The sequence below is a fragment of the Winogradskya consettensis genome, assembly GCF_018332715.1.
GTDB lineage: Bacteria > Actinomycetota > Actinomycetes > Mycobacteriales > Micromonosporaceae > Actinoplanes > Actinoplanes consettensis.
The window spans coordinates 41,095-55,651 of record NZ_BOQP01000079.1; the positions used below are offsets into that span (position 1 = coordinate 41,095).

Below are 14,557 nucleotides of genomic sequence, written 5' to 3' on the forward strand. Positions count from 1 at the left end.
AGACTCACGCGGGCGTTACTTCTCGAACCCTCGGAAATCCCCGTCCGACGAGCGATCGCTGGCGCTCAACCGCATTGCACGACGGCCATTGCCAATCTTCTGTATTGCTCGCCTGATCTGGTGAACGGCCGCAACTCCTGCATCTGATGCGCGTTTCGCCCGTCGGAAGGGATGGGCTGATGGCGCAGCGGCAGGGCTTGGCGGTGCCGGGATCGGCTGCACGGGTCGCTGCGAGTGACATCGAGGAAGGGTGAGATCAGCACCACGCGCGCCGGGCTTTCCACGCCGCGACGGATCACCTCCTGAACGGCCGCCAGCGCGAGGCCGGCACCGGCGGAGTCGCCTTGGACAGCGACCAGGTCCGCACCGCGCTCACGGACGAGGTCGGCGATGATCGGGACGATGCAACCGGCGGTGCCGTGGGTGCCAGGGGGTGGATCGGCACGATCACGTCGACGTCATCGGCGCGGGCCCAACTGGCGTTCCAGGCCCGGTCATGGCGTCGATCTCGATGACGTGGTTACGCCTGTGCGGGAGCGGTGACGTCGATGATCCAGGTGACGCCGAAGCGGTCGGTCAGCATGCCGTAGAGCGGGGCGAAGACCGCCGGGGCGAGCGGGGTCAGGATTTCGGCTCCCTCGGTGAGGCGGTCCCACTGTGTCTGGATCTCCGCCGCGTCCGTGCCGCGCAGGGCGATGTAGAAGGAGTTCTGGCCGTGGTCGAACGGCTTGGCGCTCTGAACGTCGTAGGCCATGACGCGGAATCCGTTGGCCCCCTCGACCTGGCCCCAGGCGACGCTGTCGGCCTGGGCGGGGTCGGTGACCTGGTGGATGTCGGTGTAGGTGGCGACTGTGACAGTGCCGTCGAAAACGGTTGCGTAGAGGCCGAGGGCCTCGCGGGCCTGGCCGCGGAAGTTGATGTGGGTGGTCGTGGTGACGCTCATGAGAGCTCCTTCTGATGGGGTTGGCTGAAACGGGAAACGCAGGTTGTGTGTTCGGACAGCTCAGGTGAGCTGGGCGCCGCGCATCGCGGGCAGGATCACGCTGTCGATGAGCGACAGCGTGAACTCGGGCGTGATGGGCTGCTGCTGCACGGCGGCGCGGCAGATACTCATCATCGGCATGACCCGGGCGAGCGTGTCGACGTCGGCGCCGGGGTACTCGCCCCGGTCGATGGAACGCTGCAGAAGCACTCGGGCCGCGTCGACCCACGGCTCGATACCCGCACCGCCACCGATGCCGGCGAGGCGGGGTTCCGTCTTGGCCAGCGTTGCCAGCCCTGCGAGCACCTTGATGCGCCGCTCTTGGTCCTCGACGCTCAACGGGATGACGGCGGCGATGAGATCGCCGCGGAGGGTGCCGGTGTCAGGCAGAGTGAGTTGTGCGGTATCGGACGCGCTCATGTGGCGAACCGCGTCGACGACAAGGTCGGCCTTGGTGCTCCAGCGACGGTAGACCGTCGCGCGGGCCGAGCCGGAATGGGCGGCGACCATGTCGATGGTCATGCCGTCATAGCCGGTCTCGGCGAGCACCTCGAGTGCCGAGTCGAGGATCTTGGCGTTGCGGGCGACGTCGAGCTTCGGCCCAGGACGGCGAGCCGCCGCAGCGGGGGTGTTCACCGTCTGGTCGTCGTCTGCTTCACTCATGGTTAAAACGATACGCCAGCATCTCGATATGAGCAAGTATCGTTTTTGAGAAAGCCCTGGTCAGGGTGCCGCAGCTCATCATGGAGGACCGCTTTGCTCACCATCACGCCCGAACAACGTCGCCTCGTCATCGCGCACCGTCACCTTCTGCAGGGGGACGCCACCGGCCCCGATCAGGTCGCTGCCACGCTCATCGGGCTGCACGCCACCGACCCGGCCACACCGTTCCTGTCCGTCCTCGCACGAAGCAGGACGACCACGATCCCAGGCATCGTCGACGCGATGTACGCACGGCGAAGCATGGTGCGCTGGATGGCGATGCGCCGCACCCTTTTCGTGTTCCCGACCTCGGACATCGCCGGAATCCAGGCCGCGGTCAGCACACCGCTCGCGGCGACGCTGCGTCGACAGCTGCTCAGCCGGCTGCGGCGCAACGGCGCTGAACCGGCTATCGAGGGCGACCTTGGCGCTTGGCTCGACGATGTGGAGAAGCAGACGCTGGCCGCACTCGTCGATGCGGGGTCCGCCACCGGTGCTCAACTGTCGGCGCGGGTTCCAGGCTTGACGACGGTGATTCCTCCAGGGTCGCCGTCGGAGGTTCGACAGAAAGTCACGTCACCATTGCTGACCATCATGAGCGCTGACGGGTTGATTGTCCGCGGTATACCGACTGGAGCGTGGACGTCGAGGAATCACCTCTGGCAGCCTGCGGTGGCCTGGTGGCCACACAACTTCGAGGCGATAAGCGAAACCGATGCACAGCGTGCGCTCGCGCGACGCTACCTGGAGCGGTACGGGCCGACGACCGCGGACGATCTGCAATGGTGGACGGGGTGGAACAAGACCACGACCACACGCGCCCTTTCGCGCCTGCCGACCATCGACGTCGACCTCCACGGCCGTACCGGACTGATGCTGGGTGAGCCCGATCTCGAGATCCCCGACTCCCCGCCGCACGCCGCCCTTCTGCCCTCGCTCGACTCCACACCGATGGGATGGAAGGAACGCGAGTGGTTCCTCAGCATCGACCGGCGCGAGATCTTCGACACGGCCGACAACATCGGCCCGACCCTGTGGTGGAACGGCGAGATCATCGGCTCCTGGGCCGTGGCAACCACCGGTGAAGTGCGAACGTCGATCCGCGTGGACCGGGGCACCGACGCGACATCAACCATTCACCTGGCTGCCGCGGAACTCCAGCGGCGGCTCGACGGGACGGTCGTCACCCCCTCGATCCGAACACCGCTGGAGAAGTCGCTGCTCTGAGCGACAAGACCGGACCAGCAGAGCGCCACGAATCTCGCGCGCTCCGCACTCATCCGCTCAACGTCATCGACAGCCGCTTCGCGCCCCTCATCATCGACCTCAATCTACGAGCCGCAGAGCGATGCCAGAACTGAACCGACCTACGTTGCCGCTCACCCCCAGCCGAACGGATCGCTGGTGTCCCGATGACCGTTCCCCTGACGGGACACCCAGCTCAACGACCACCCTCCCGGCATCGCGCAGTCACCCCGATACTTGACGCCGTAGCGCCTGTCACCGAGCCGGAACGACCCCTGTCGAGTGCCATCGGTGGGCGCCGCAGGGCCTGCCCAGCGTCAGGTCGTTGCGGGGCGACGGGGGACAAGGTGCTGTGGCCGGCGATCGAGCTGATGCGCGCCGCCGGAGTGGCGCAGTCACCGCCAGGGCGTCGGCCAGGACGGCGGTCCACTGTCTACACGTCGTCATGTCACGCGGAACACCGGCCACCCGATCTCCGTGCGCCAGGCGGCCGGATCGCTCACATCCCGGGGCCCCACGAGGTAAACCTCCCGCACGGGCCCAGCCACCGACATCGCGTTCTCCACGACCCACGCACCGAGCTCGCCGTAGGTGACGTCCACGCCCTCGTGCTCGCCGACGTGGGTGGTCACCGCCAGTTCCGCGGCGGGCAGGGTCACGGCGTGCACCCGTCCGGTGCGCGGCGGGGTGGAGGTCGGCAGATAGACCAGCACCCGTCCGCGGCCCTCCTCGAACAGGGAGTTGTCGTAGTTACCCCCCGGTGGTCCGGTCCTACCTGCGCCCACGGCCGCTTGCAGCTCGGCCATTGCGCCGGCGAACCATGCCTCGACGTCGGCGTGGCCGATCACGGCCTCGACCGCCGCGACCTCGCGGGCGGGTTCGGCGCGCAGCTCGACCTCGATCGGCGCGGGGTCGGGCTGCAGGAGGCGGCGCAGCGAGGTGACCGCGGCCCGGGTGCGAGAAAGCTCGGCCTCCAAGCGCCGCAGGTGACCCGCGACCAGGGTCGACCGGACGCCGGGATCCGGCGTCCGCAGGATCCGCTGCACGTCGCTCAAGGGGACGTCGAGCTCGCGGAGCCGGTTGATGACCTGCGCGGTCGGTATCTGCTCGACGGAGTAGTAGCGGTAGCCGGTCGCCCCGTCCACGACGGCCGGCTCGAGCAGCTCCCCCTCGTGGTAACGGCGCAGGGTCCGCACGCTCAGGTGGGTCAAACGCGAGAACTCCCCGATCGTCAGCACCCCCTCAGTGTGGACCCTCCCCCAGGGGGAGGGTCCAGCACTTGACCCTCCGGCCCCGCGAGGCCGCACGGTGACGACATGACGAACAGCGACCTTCGCTCCGACATCCTCCCGACCACCGTCCGCGACTTCCTCGCAGCCAGCACCGTGCACGACGCCGGCACGGCCTCGTCGTTCCTCGTCGAGGACGTCGTGATCGTCGACCAGAACGAGACCTTCCGGGGCCGCGATGAGGTGCACGCGTTCCTGCGCGACGCCGGCTCCGAGTTCGAGTACACCACCGAGCAGATCGGCGCCCGCCGCGTCGACGACGACCACTGGGTGGTGACCCTGCGCCTCGAGGGCACCTTCCCCGGCGGCGTCGCCGACCTGGACTACCGCTTCACCCTCCGCGGCAACCTCGTGGCCGAGCTCGTCATCGCCAACCACCAGGCCTGAGCCCGACCGCACACCACCCAACCGTCTGAAGGAAGAGAAAAATGTCCAGCAAAGAACGTGACCGCCTCGACGGCCGCCACGCGCTCGTCACGGGCGGGTCGAAGGGTTCGGGCAAGGCCGTCGTCACCCGCCTGCGGGAGATGGGCGCCGACGTGTGGACCACAGCCCGGACGATGCCCGACGGGTACGACCACCCCGAGCGGTTCATCGAGGCGGACACGTCGACCGTCGAGGGCGCGCAACTCGTGGCGGACCGCATCACCGAGTCCGTCGGCGCGCTCGACATCCTCGTGCACGTCGTCGGGGGCGCCTCGACGCCGTCCGGTGGGTTCGCGGTCATCACGGAACAGCAGTGGCTGACCGAACTGAACCTGAACTTCTTCGGTGCGGTGCGGCTCGACCGGGCTCTCCTGCCGCCGATGGCCGGGGCCGGGTCGGGTGTGGTGCTGCACTTCACCTCGATCCAGCGGGAACTGCCGCAGTACGACGCGTCACTGGCGTACGCGGCGGCCAAGGCGGCCCTGCGCACGTACAGCAAGGGCCTCGCCAACGAGCTCGCACCGCGCGGCGTGCGGGTCAACGCGATCAGCCCCGGCGGCATCGAGACCGAGGCCTACGAGCGGTTCGTGGACCGGATCGCCGAGGGCAACGGGCTCACCCGCGAAGCCGCCAAGCAGACGATCTACAACTCCCTCGGCGGGGTTCCCCTGGGGCGATTCGCCCAGCCCGAGGAGATCGCCGACCTGGTCGGGTTCCTGGTGTCGGACCGCGCCTCGGCCATCGTGGGCGCCGAGTACGTCATCGACGGCGGCACGGTCCCGACCTTGTGAGCCGACGGCGGGGCGGCCTCAAGAAGATCGCGGCCGCCCCGTCCGGACCACCCGAGGAAACACCCGATAAGTCATCGACGACGAGGAACCCCATGACCACTCACGTCACCGCACCCTCCCCCGTCCAGCCGGTCGGACCGCCGCCACCCTTCGATCCCGAGCTCGCCCCCGTCCTGGACGTGCTGACCGGCATCCGCCCCCCCCGGACGCGTACCGACCGGACACCATCGTCGAGATGCGCCGGCCCGTTCCCGGCGTACCGACCCCGACCGACGACGTCCTGTCGCGCGACGGTGCCTACCTCGTCCGTCAGAGGACTGTTCCCGGTCCGGACGGGGACCCGGACGTCGCGCTACTCGTTTGCCTCCCGCGGCACAGGCGCACGCCGGTTCCGGCCATCTACTTCATCCACGGCGGTGGGATGATCGTCGGCGACAACCGGTTCGGCCTCCCGGAAGTGCTGGACCTGGCTGAACCGCTGGGCACGGCGGTGGTCTCGGTCGAGTACCGACTCGCGCCGGAGACTCCCCACCCGGGTCCTGTCGAGGACAGCTACGCCGGTCTGCGCTGGCTGTCGGAGCACGCCGACGAGCTCGGCGTCGACCCTGGCCGCATCGTCGTCGCCGGCATGAGCGCCGGCGGCGGACTGGCCGCAGGCGTCGCCCTCATGGCCCGTGACCGTGGGGGCCCGACGATCGCGGGACAGCTGCTCCTGAGCCCCATGCTCGACGACCGCAACGACTCGCCCTCGGCGCGCCAGATGCGCGGCTTCGGCATCTGGGACAACCGCTCCAACGAGACCGGCTGGAACGCGCTCCTCGGCGATGCCGTACGCGGGGGGCCGGAGGTGTCCCCGTACGCCGCCCCGGCCCGCGCCGAGGACCTGTCCGGCCTACCACCCACCTTCATCGACGTCGGCTCAGCCGAGACGTTCCGGGACGAGGACGCCGCCTTCGCGAGCCGCCGGTGGCAGGCCGGCGGCCGCGGTGAGTTGCACGTCTGGCCCGGCGGTTTCCACGGGTTCGACGTCGTGGCACCGTCCGCCGCGATCTCCAGGGACGCGATCGCTGCCCGCGCGGCGTGGCTGCACCGCCAGCTGGGCAGGTGAATGGGCGGCTCTCTGATGGAAAGAGCCCGATGGTGTCACGGTTTGACCCGGTCGCCCGGCGTGAACCGGATGGCCTGGAAGGGCGACTGGGAACCGGGACAGCCCGGGCGAGTGGTACGGGCGGGGTCAGCGGTCGAGGAGCTGGGCCAGGTGGAGGGCGGGGCGGTTGCGGAGGTCGGCGACCTGGGTGCGGCAGGAGAAGCCGTCGGCCAGGACCACGGCGTCCGGGGCGGCGTCGAGGGCGGGGAGGAGGTTCTGCTCGGCGACGGCGACGGAGACCTCGTAGTGGCCCAGTTCGACGCCGAAGTTGCCGGCCAGGCCGCAGCAGCCGGCCAGGCGTTTCACCTTGGCGCCGGTGGAGGCCAGGAGGTCGGCGTCGGCTTTCCAGCCCAGGATGGCGTGGTGGTGGCAGTGGGGCTGGGCGACGACCTCGATGTCGGACAGGTCGGGTGGGGTCCAGCCGGGGGTTTTGGCGAGCAGTTCCGCGAGGGTGTGGACCGAGGCGGCGACCGTCTTGGCGTCCTCGTTGCCGGGGAGCAGTTCCTGGACGTCGGAGCGGAGCACCGCCGTGCAGGACGGCTCGATGCCGACGATGGGGATGCCGGCTCGGGCGTCGGGGGCCAGGGCCGCGACCGTGCGGGTGAGGATCTTCTTGGCCGAGTCGAGCTGGCCAGTGGTGATCCAGGTGAGGCCGCAGCAGACCGAGCCGGAGGGCAGTTGCGGTTCGTAGCCGGCTGCGCGCAGGACGCGGACGGTGGCGTCGGCGACCTCGGGTGAGAAGGCGTCGGAGAAGGAGTCGGCGAACAGCACCACGGGGGTGCGGGTCTGCACACTCTCGGGGACGAAGCTGCGGTGGAACGGGCGGCGGGCGAACGCCGGGACGGAACGGCGTTTGTCGACGCCGGCCAGCCACAGGGCTGCGCCGGGGAGGCGGGTGGCCAGGTTGGCCAGGCGCGGGGTCCAGCCGGCCAGGCGGGACCAGAACGGCAGCTTGCCCAAAGTGTAGTGCGAGCGCGGGCGCAGCTTGCCCTTGTAGCTCTGGTGCAGCACCTCCGACTTGTAGGTGGCCATGTCGATGCCGGTCGGGCAGTCGGAGGCGCAACCCTTGCAGGACAGGCAGAGGTCCATGGCGTCGTGCACGGACGGGTCGGTCCAGGCGAGCTCGCCGCGGACGACCTCCTGCAGCACCCGGGCCCGGCCGCGGGTGGAGTCCTTCTCCTCGCGCGTGGCCAGGTAGGAGGGGCACATGACGCCGCCGGCCGCGGAGTTGTCGGCGCGGCACTTGCCGACGCCGGTGCAGCGGTGGACGGCCTGGCCCAGGTCGCCGTCGTCGTGGGGATAGGCCATGGCCAGCTGCTTGAGCGGGAAGCGGCCGGCGGGGCGGACGTCGGCGTCGACCGGGTCGGGGTCGACCAGGACGCCGGGGTTGAGCAGGTTGCCGGGGTCGAAGGCATGCTTGATCCCGGCGAACAGCGCGATCGCCTCCGGTGAATACATGTGCGGCAACAGCTCCGAACGGGCCCGGCCGTCACCGTGCTCCCCCGACAACGAGCCGCCGAACTCGCCCACGAGCCGGGCGGCGTCGGTCAGGAACTCGCGCATCACCTTCGTGCCGCCGGGCTGGTCCAGCGGGAAGTCGAGGCGCACGTGCATGCAGCCGTCGCCGAAGTGGCCGAACGGCGCGGACGTCATGCCGTACGACGCGACCAGCTCGTCGAACCGGGCCAGGTAGGCGCCGAGCTTCTGCGGGGGCACCGCGGCGTCCTCCCAGCCGGGCCACGCGGGTTTGTCGGAGGGCGCCCGGCCGGCCAGCCCCGCGCCGTCCTCCCGGATGCGCCACAACCGGGCCTGGGTGGCGGGGTCGGTGACGACCAGCGCGTCGAGCCCGATGCCGTCGGCGGCGAGCTTCTGCGCCCGCGACGTCACCTCGCCCAGCTCGTCCCCGGCCAGCTCGACGAAGAGCCAGGCGGCGCCCCGTGGCAGCGACGGCACCGCATCCGGCCCGCGGCGGGCGCGCAGCACGTCGAGCAGCCGCGAGTCAAGGCCCTCGCACGAGGTCGGACCGTGCGCGACCACGGCCGGCGACGCTTCCCCTGCGGCGACGATGTCGGCGAACCCGAGCACCACCACCACCCGGACCGGCGAATCCACCACCAGCTTCACGGTCGCCCGGGTGATCACGGCCAGCGTGCCCTCCGACCCGACGAGCGCCCGGGTCAGGTCGAACCGCTCCGGCAGCAGATGCTGCACGGCATAACCCGACACCTGCCGGCCAAACCGATCAAATTCGGTCCGGGCCGTCGCAAGATGGCTTCCCACCGAGTTTCGTACGCCGCTGAGCACCGACTCGGCTCCACTGACAACCGCGATCCCGCCGTCATACCCGGTGGTGAACCGCTCCCCACCCGCGGTCAGCAGCTCGAGGCCGGCGACGTTGTCAGACGTCCGCCCGTAGGCCAGGGACCGCGACCCGCACGCGTTGTTGCCGATCATCCCGCCGATCGTGCACCGCGGATGCGTCGACGGATCCGGCCCGAAGCGGACACCGTGCGGCATCGCGGCCTTCTGCAGCACGGCGTGCACCGTCCCCGGCTCGACCACCGCCGTCCGCGCCTCGGGGTCGATGCTCAGCACCCGGTTGAGGTGCCGGGAGAAGTCGAGCACGATCCCCCGCCCGACGGCGTTGCCCGCCACCGACGTGCCGGCCCCGCGCGAGGTCAGCGGAACACCGGTTTCCCGCGCGACGGCCAGCGCCGCGGCCACCTCGTCGACGTCCCGCGGCCGCACCACGGCGAGCGGCGGGATCCGGTACAAAGAGGCGTCGGAGGAATACATCCCGAGCGTGCCCTTGTCGGCCCGCACCTCGAGCCCGGCCCGCTCCAGCGCCGCCACCACGCCGGCAGACGAAATGCCGCCCGCCGACGGATCTGCCGACGGGAGACCGGCCGGGGAGGGACTGCCCAGATCCACGCTCATGGGTAACATGTTACTCATGCCGGAGCTCGCACTGCCACCCGAGGCCCAGTCCCTCGCCGACGCCGTCGTCAAGGCCGTCCGGCACGGCGTAGCGGCCGGTGAGCTGGTCCCCGACGTGACATATTCCGTCTATCAGCTGGCGGACCTGCTCGGCATCTCCCGCAGCCCGGTCCGCGAGGGCCTGCTCCGCCTGGAGGAGGCCGGGCTGATCGAAATCAGACGTAACCGAGGGTTCCGCGTCCTGCCCCCGCAGGCCCACGACATCGAGGAGATCATCGGCATCCGGCTCGCGCTGGAGCCACCCGCCGCCCGCCTGGCCGCGACGCTGGGCACCGCCGACCAGCACGCCCTGATCGGCGCGACCCTGGCCGCGATGGCCGCCGCGGCCGCCCGCGACGACGAGAATTCCTTCTGGCCTGCCGACCGTTCCCTGCACGACCTGCTCCTGCGCACCTCCGGCCGGCCTCGCACCGCCGCCATCATCGAGCGCCTCCGCACCACGACCGCCCTGCTCGGCCCGCCCACCACAGCCAGCGGCCGCACCCTCGCCCAGATCCACGCCGAACACGAGCCGATCGTCACCGCCGTCCTCGCCCGCAACGGCGCCGCCGCCGAGGCCGCCATGCGCACCCACCTCGAAGCGACCGCCCACCTCCTCGTCACGAACCTGTGACCGGCAGGACCCAGGAGCGGGCGAGGAAGGCGGCAGAGCCCGGGGAGGCGGGCAGCGCTGTCCGAGTGGTGATGCCCAGTTTCGGGTAGACGCGACAGAGGTGCTCGCCGACCGTACGGTGCGAGAGGAAGAGTCTTTCGCACTGCTCTGGCGGTCGGTCAGGCCGGCGGCGTGGCACCGACCCGCGAGAACGCCTCCAAAGTTGGTAGTTCGACGCCGGCGCCTGGGGAGCCCACATCACGGCTGACGGAAAAACCGCCTGGGTGACTCTGCGCGTGTGAATGCCGCGGTTCCGGGCATCTACTCAGCGGAGAAACCGGACGAAGGAGGTACGCCATGCCTGCAGGATCCAGCCCGAAGCGGGAACGGCAGTACGAGCACATCAAGGAGAGCGCCGAGAAGCGTGGCGTGCCGGAGAAGGTGGCCACGGAGATCGCCGCGCGAACGGTGAACAAGGAGCGCGCCCGCGCCGGGGAGTCCCGCACGGCGAGCCGCTCCTCCCTGGACGACGTCTCGTCCGGTCACCGGGGCGGGAAACGGTCGCACACCGGCGCCCGGGGCCGCACCAAGGCGCAGCTCTACAACGAGGCCAAGCAGCGCAACATCCAGGGCCGGTCGGCGATGAGCAAGGCCGAGCTGGAGAAGGCCCTCGCGCGCTGAGCGCCGCCGGGTACCCTCGGCCGATGTTCTCGCCGCAAGGACCGTCTCTGCGTGAGCTGTGCGTCCAGGCATTGTCCTCGGTCGAGCACGGCTACGACCTGCTCGCGCCGAAGTTCGACCACACACCGTTCCGCACCCCGCAGAGCATGCTCGACGCCACCACGCGCGCGCTGTCCGGGCTCGGGCCGTTCCGCACGGGACTCGACGTGTGCTGCGGGACCGGCGCCGGGATGGGGGTCCTCGGTGCGTTGTGCCAGGACGGGACCACCGGCGTCGACTTCAGCAGCGGGATGCTCGGACAGGCGCGCAGTGCCTATCCGAATGCTTCGTTCGTGCGGGCCGATGCGAGGGCGTTGCCGTTCGACGCGGGCTTCGACTTGGCGGTCACCTTCGGGGCGCTGGGGCATTTCCTGCCGGAGGAGCGGCCCGCGCTGTTCAACGGGATCTACCGCGCGCTGCGGCCCGGTGGGCTGCTGGCCTTCCCCGCCGGTTCGCGGCCACCCGTGACCTCGATCGCGCACTGGGCCACGCTCGGATTCGACCTCGCCCTGCGCGTGCGCAACGCCGTGTGGCGCCCGCCGTTCGTCATGTACTACCGAACCAACACGATGCAGGAAGTCAGCCGGGACCTGACGGCAACGGGCTTCACCGTACGCACGGTCCCGTTGAGCCCGCCGGGATACAACCTGGTCATCGCCCGCAAATAGCCTCTGCCCTCCTCGCAGTCGCTCAGCACGTCGACACCGGCCTCGATCACCACCTCCAGCGCGCTGCGGCCGGAGGGGACCGCGAGCTCCACACCGGAGCGTTGCAGCCGCAGCGTGAACGCGCCCGGCTCGGCAACCGGCAGATCCGGGACCTCGAAACACTCGGCACGCAACGCGAACCCAGGCAGGAACGGCACCAGCCAGCCGATCGGGAAATACGTCGTGGACCCGACGGTCCTCCTTCGCTCCAGGATTGGATCCCCTGAGCCGCCATACCCGCGGCACGCGCGGGCTGGCAAGCTGTCCGAATGGCACATCTGCTCACCGATCAGGCCCTGCACGCCTCGTCGGTGGTCGCCAACAACGCGATGAACCGCGACCGCAATCTGACCGGCGTCAACAGCTACGAGCGAGTGCTCGGCTTCGACCCACTCGCCTGGCTCAGCGAAGGCGGAAGCGGCGACGGCGACCGCAACGCAAGCGACAGCAAAGAAGCCGATCCAGGATGGCTGGATCTCTGCTGCGGCAGCGGCCGCGCCCTGCTCCAGGCCGCGGCCCTTCAGGTACGCGCAGAGCTGATCGGCGTCGACCTCGTGGACGCGTTCGCCGCGGGGCCCGGGCCCACCCTCATCGCCGCTCCCCTCGAAAGGTGGACCCCGGAGCGGGCCTTCGACCTGATCACCTGCGTCCACGGCCTGCACTACATCGGCGACAAGCTCGCCCTGCTCAGCCGGGCCGTACGATGGCTGACCCCGGGCGGCCGCTTCGTCGCCGACCTGGACCTCACCAGCATCCGCCTGGTCGACGGATCCCCGGCCGGACGTCGCCTCACCGCCCGACTGCGCGCCGCCGGCCTGGTCTACGACACTCGCCACCACCGGATCAGCTGCACCGGCCCCCGCCACCTGGATCTCCCGTACGTCTACCTCGGCGCCGACGACCGCGCCGGCCCGAACTACACCGGCCAGCCCGCCGTCCACTCCTACTACCGGGCGACATCATGATCCCCGTGGTACGCGCGTCCGAGGCGGACGTGGCGGGCTGGCTCCTCCCCGAGGCGGACAGAGCCGCGTTGATCTCCGACGGCGTACCGCTGATCGAGGGCCTGGTCGACAGGGTTTCGTTCAGCACCGGGCCGGGCGCCTACCGGCTGGCGAGCGGGCCGGACGGGCCGGCCTATGGCGCAACGGCGGAAACCGGCGAGGTCTTCGAGCTGCTGCCGGAGGGGCGCGGAGTCCTCATCAACTCCAGCATCACCCTCTGGCTGCGGTCACTGCACCTGGTCGGCAACCACATGGCCACCTCCACAGCCCTCGACCACTGGGACGAGAGCGGCGAGTACGAGGATCAGGCGCTCGCGGAACTGGCCGGCCTGCTCGACTTGATCAGGGCCTTCGATCCGCCCGCCTTCGGGGACGGCGACCACGAGACCCACTTCTGGCCCGCCGTGCTAGATCGCTGGTTGTACTAGGCGGCGGGCGGCTTCCAGCAGGGCGGCGCGGTGGGTGGCGAGGACGGCGGGGTCGAGGGGCTCGCCGTCGAGGATCATGCGGGAGATCTGGGGCGCGGCGAAGAACCAGCCGACCATGCCGACCAGGATCAGGGTGAGGTTCTGCGGGGCCAGCACCGGGTCCGCGGCCGCCTCGCGGACCGCGGTGACCTTGCCCTGGTAGTACGCGGTGCGCGCCCGTTGGTCCGGGACGTCGGCGGTGCCGTAGTGGAAGCCCTCGGCCACCATCAGGCGGATCACCCGCGGGTGCGTGACGTGGTAGTCGAACAACTCGCCGACGTAGTCCACGACCCGGCCGGGGTCGAGGGTGACGGATTCCGCCAGCGCGGCCAGTTCGCCCATGAGCACGGCGGCGAACAGATTTTCCTTGCTCGTGTAGTAGCGGTAGATCAGGGACTTGTTGGCCTGCGCGCGCTCCGCGATCCGCTCGATCCGGGCCCCGCCGATCCCCGCCGCGGCGAACTCCTCGGCGGCCGCGGCGAAGATCCGGGCGCGGGTGGCGTCAGCGTCGTACGGCATCGCTCAAATGTAGGCGGATCAGTAGCCGGCCTCGTCCAGGGCCTTGGTGGTGAGGGCGCGGCCGAGGTCGATCATCTCGCCGGCGCGGTGGAAGTCCATGACCCGGCCGGCGGTGACCGGGACGGCGATGTGGAGGTCCGGGGGCAGGCCGGCCATGCGGTAGCGGGCGATCAGGTCCTGCATGGCGTCCAGCGACGAGGAGACGACGTCGCTGAGGCGCAGGTCGCTGGGGAGTGCGGCGTCCTCGAACGGCTCCGGTCTGCCGGGGGTGCGGCTCTGGAACGCGTGGCGCAGGCGGTCGCGCCAGATGTCGAGCCGGGCCGGGCCCGCTTCGGCTCTGATCGGCGCCGCGGACTCGTGGTCGGGGCGGCGGGCCAGCAGGGAGACGGCGATGGTCAGGTCGGCGGGGGCCGAGGCCGTGGGTTCGATGGGTACGGGGTTGAGCAGCCCGCCGTCGGCCAGCAGCCGCCCGCCGATGACCACCGGGGTGATCAGGCCGGGGATGGCGATCGACGCGCGGACCGCCGAGCGCAGCAGTCCCCGCTGGAACCAGACCTCGCGGCGGGTGTTGATGTCGGTGGCAACCGCTGTGTACGGGATGGGCAGCTGCTCGATCTCGACGTCGGTGAGGAACTCGTTGAGGTGGACGATGAGCCGGTCGGCGGTCATCGCGCCGGGCGTCGACCACTTGGGATCGATCATCCGCAGCACGTCGCGTTGTTTGAGGCCGACCGCCCAGTCGGTGAACTCCTTGAGCCGCCCGGCCGCCATGACGCCGCCGACGAGGGCTCCCATGGACGAGCCGGCGACCGCGACGATCTCGAAGCCGCGCTCGTCGAGGACCTGGAGCACGCCGATGTGCGCGAAGCCGCGGGCGCCACCGGAACCCAGCGCCAGCGCGACCCGCCGTTGCTGGGACATGCCCCGATGATAGTGGAGCGGACGGACGGCGTCCGTCCGCTCCGGGCG

The 14,557-nt window shown here is 70.4% G+C and carries 16 protein-coding genes; 9 read left to right on the forward strand and 7 right to left on the reverse strand.

The genetic code is table 11. From position 1 onward, the window contains the following. Positions 1–65: 65 nt before the first annotated feature. The 3 genes from Aco04nite_RS50175 to Aco04nite_RS47545 form a co-directional block, all read right to left on the reverse strand. Positions 66–404, reverse strand: coding sequence for an alpha/beta hydrolase fold domain-containing protein (locus Aco04nite_RS50175; RefSeq protein ID WP_213003786.1), 339 nt, complete (start codon positions 402–404; stop codon positions 66–68). A 116-nt stretch (positions 405–520) separates the two neighbouring features. Continuing rightward, complete coding sequence (locus tag Aco04nite_RS47540) at positions 521–943, reverse strand: VOC family protein (RefSeq protein WP_213003752.1); 423 nt, start codon at positions 941–943, stop codon at positions 521–523. 60 nt (positions 944–1,003) lie between these two features. Beyond that, positions 1,004–1,645: a TetR/AcrR family transcriptional regulator gene (locus Aco04nite_RS47545; protein WP_213003753.1), complete on the reverse strand. Its 642-nt coding sequence runs from the start codon at positions 1,643–1,645 to the stop codon at positions 1,004–1,006. 93 nt (positions 1,646–1,738) lie between these two features. Between Aco04nite_RS47545 and Aco04nite_RS47550 the strand changes: the two genes are divergently transcribed. Then, positions 1,739–2,911 carry a winged helix DNA-binding domain-containing protein gene (locus Aco04nite_RS47550; protein WP_213003754.1) on the forward strand — a complete coding sequence of 391 codons (1,173 nt, stop codon included), beginning with the start codon at positions 1,739–1,741 and terminating at the stop codon, positions 2,909–2,911. A gap of 461 nt (positions 2,912–3,372) precedes the next feature. Here Aco04nite_RS47550 and Aco04nite_RS47555 read toward each other — a convergent pair whose 3' ends face one another. Continuing rightward, positions 3,373–4,167, reverse strand: a complete 795-nt coding sequence (locus tag Aco04nite_RS47555; protein WP_213003755.1) for a MerR family transcriptional regulator — start codon at positions 4,165–4,167, stop codon at positions 3,373–3,375. Positions 4,168–4,245: 78 nt separating this feature from the next. Here Aco04nite_RS47555 and Aco04nite_RS47560 point away from each other — a divergent pair, with 78 nt between their 5' ends. The 3 genes from Aco04nite_RS47560 (at position 4,246) to Aco04nite_RS47570 (ending at position 6,543) form a co-directional block, all read left to right on the forward strand. Continuing rightward, positions 4,246–4,605: a nuclear transport factor 2 family protein gene (locus Aco04nite_RS47560; protein WP_213003756.1), complete on the forward strand. Its 360-nt coding sequence runs from the start codon at positions 4,246–4,248 to the stop codon at positions 4,603–4,605. 41 nt (positions 4,606–4,646) lie between these two features. Beyond that, a complete protein-coding gene (locus Aco04nite_RS47565; protein WP_213003757.1) occupies positions 4,647–5,435 on the forward strand; it encodes an SDR family oxidoreductase in 789 nt (262 codons plus the stop codon). Positions 5,436–5,670: 235 nt separating this feature from the next. Continuing rightward, the gene (locus Aco04nite_RS47570; protein ID WP_213003758.1) at positions 5,671–6,543 is read left to right on the forward strand and encodes an alpha/beta hydrolase; all 873 of its coding nucleotides are present in this window, start codon (positions 5,671–5,673) and stop codon (positions 6,541–6,543) included. A 126-nt stretch (positions 6,544–6,669) separates the two neighbouring features. Here Aco04nite_RS47570 and Aco04nite_RS47575 read toward each other — a convergent pair whose 3' ends face one another. Then, complete coding sequence (locus Aco04nite_RS47575; RefSeq protein ID WP_213003759.1) at positions 6,670–9,519, reverse strand: FAD-binding and (Fe-S)-binding domain-containing protein; 2,850 nt, start codon at positions 9,517–9,519, stop codon at positions 6,670–6,672. A gap of 16 nt (positions 9,520–9,535) precedes the next feature. Between Aco04nite_RS47575 and Aco04nite_RS47580 the strand changes: the two genes are divergently transcribed. The 5 genes from Aco04nite_RS47580 to Aco04nite_RS47600 all read left to right on the forward strand — a co-directional run bounded on the left by Aco04nite_RS47580 (position 9,536) and on the right by Aco04nite_RS47600 (position 13,030). Next, on the forward strand, positions 9,536–10,192 hold the full coding sequence (locus Aco04nite_RS47580; RefSeq protein ID WP_213003760.1) for a GntR family transcriptional regulator: 657 nt from the start codon (positions 9,536–9,538) through the stop codon (positions 10,190–10,192). A gap of 336 nt (positions 10,193–10,528) precedes the next feature. Further along, positions 10,529–10,852 carry a plasmid stabilization protein gene (locus Aco04nite_RS47585; protein WP_213003761.1) on the forward strand — a complete coding sequence of 108 codons (324 nt, stop codon included), beginning with the start codon at positions 10,529–10,531 and terminating at the stop codon, positions 10,850–10,852. Between the two features lie 23 nt (positions 10,853–10,875). Further along, the gene (locus Aco04nite_RS47590; protein ID WP_213003762.1) at positions 10,876–11,559 is read left to right on the forward strand and encodes a class I SAM-dependent methyltransferase; all 684 of its coding nucleotides are present in this window, start codon (positions 10,876–10,878) and stop codon (positions 11,557–11,559) included. A gap of 308 nt (positions 11,560–11,867) precedes the next feature. Beyond that, the gene (locus Aco04nite_RS47595; RefSeq protein WP_213003763.1) at positions 11,868–12,563 is read left to right on the forward strand and encodes a class I SAM-dependent methyltransferase; all 696 of its coding nucleotides are present in this window, start codon (positions 11,868–11,870) and stop codon (positions 12,561–12,563) included. Further along, positions 12,560–13,030 carry an SUKH-4 family immunity protein gene (locus tag Aco04nite_RS47600; RefSeq protein ID WP_213003764.1) on the forward strand — a complete coding sequence of 157 codons (471 nt, stop codon included), beginning with the start codon at positions 12,560–12,562 and terminating at the stop codon, positions 13,028–13,030. Before Aco04nite_RS47595 ends, Aco04nite_RS47600 begins: the two co-directional genes overlap by 4 nt. On the opposite strand, the gene Aco04nite_RS47605 is transcribed toward Aco04nite_RS47600, so the two are convergent. Both Aco04nite_RS47605 and Aco04nite_RS47610 read right to left on the reverse strand, forming a co-directional pair. Then, positions 13,010–13,588 carry a TetR/AcrR family transcriptional regulator gene (locus Aco04nite_RS47605; protein WP_213003765.1) on the reverse strand — a complete coding sequence of 193 codons (579 nt, stop codon included), beginning with the start codon at positions 13,586–13,588 and terminating at the stop codon, positions 13,010–13,012. The two genes, Aco04nite_RS47600 and Aco04nite_RS47605, sit on opposite strands and share 21 nt — an antisense overlap. A gap of 18 nt (positions 13,589–13,606) precedes the next feature. Beyond that, positions 13,607–14,509, reverse strand: coding sequence for a patatin-like phospholipase family protein (locus Aco04nite_RS47610; RefSeq protein WP_244876829.1), 903 nt, complete (start codon positions 14,507–14,509; stop codon positions 13,607–13,609). Positions 14,510–14,557: the final 48 nt, after the last annotated feature.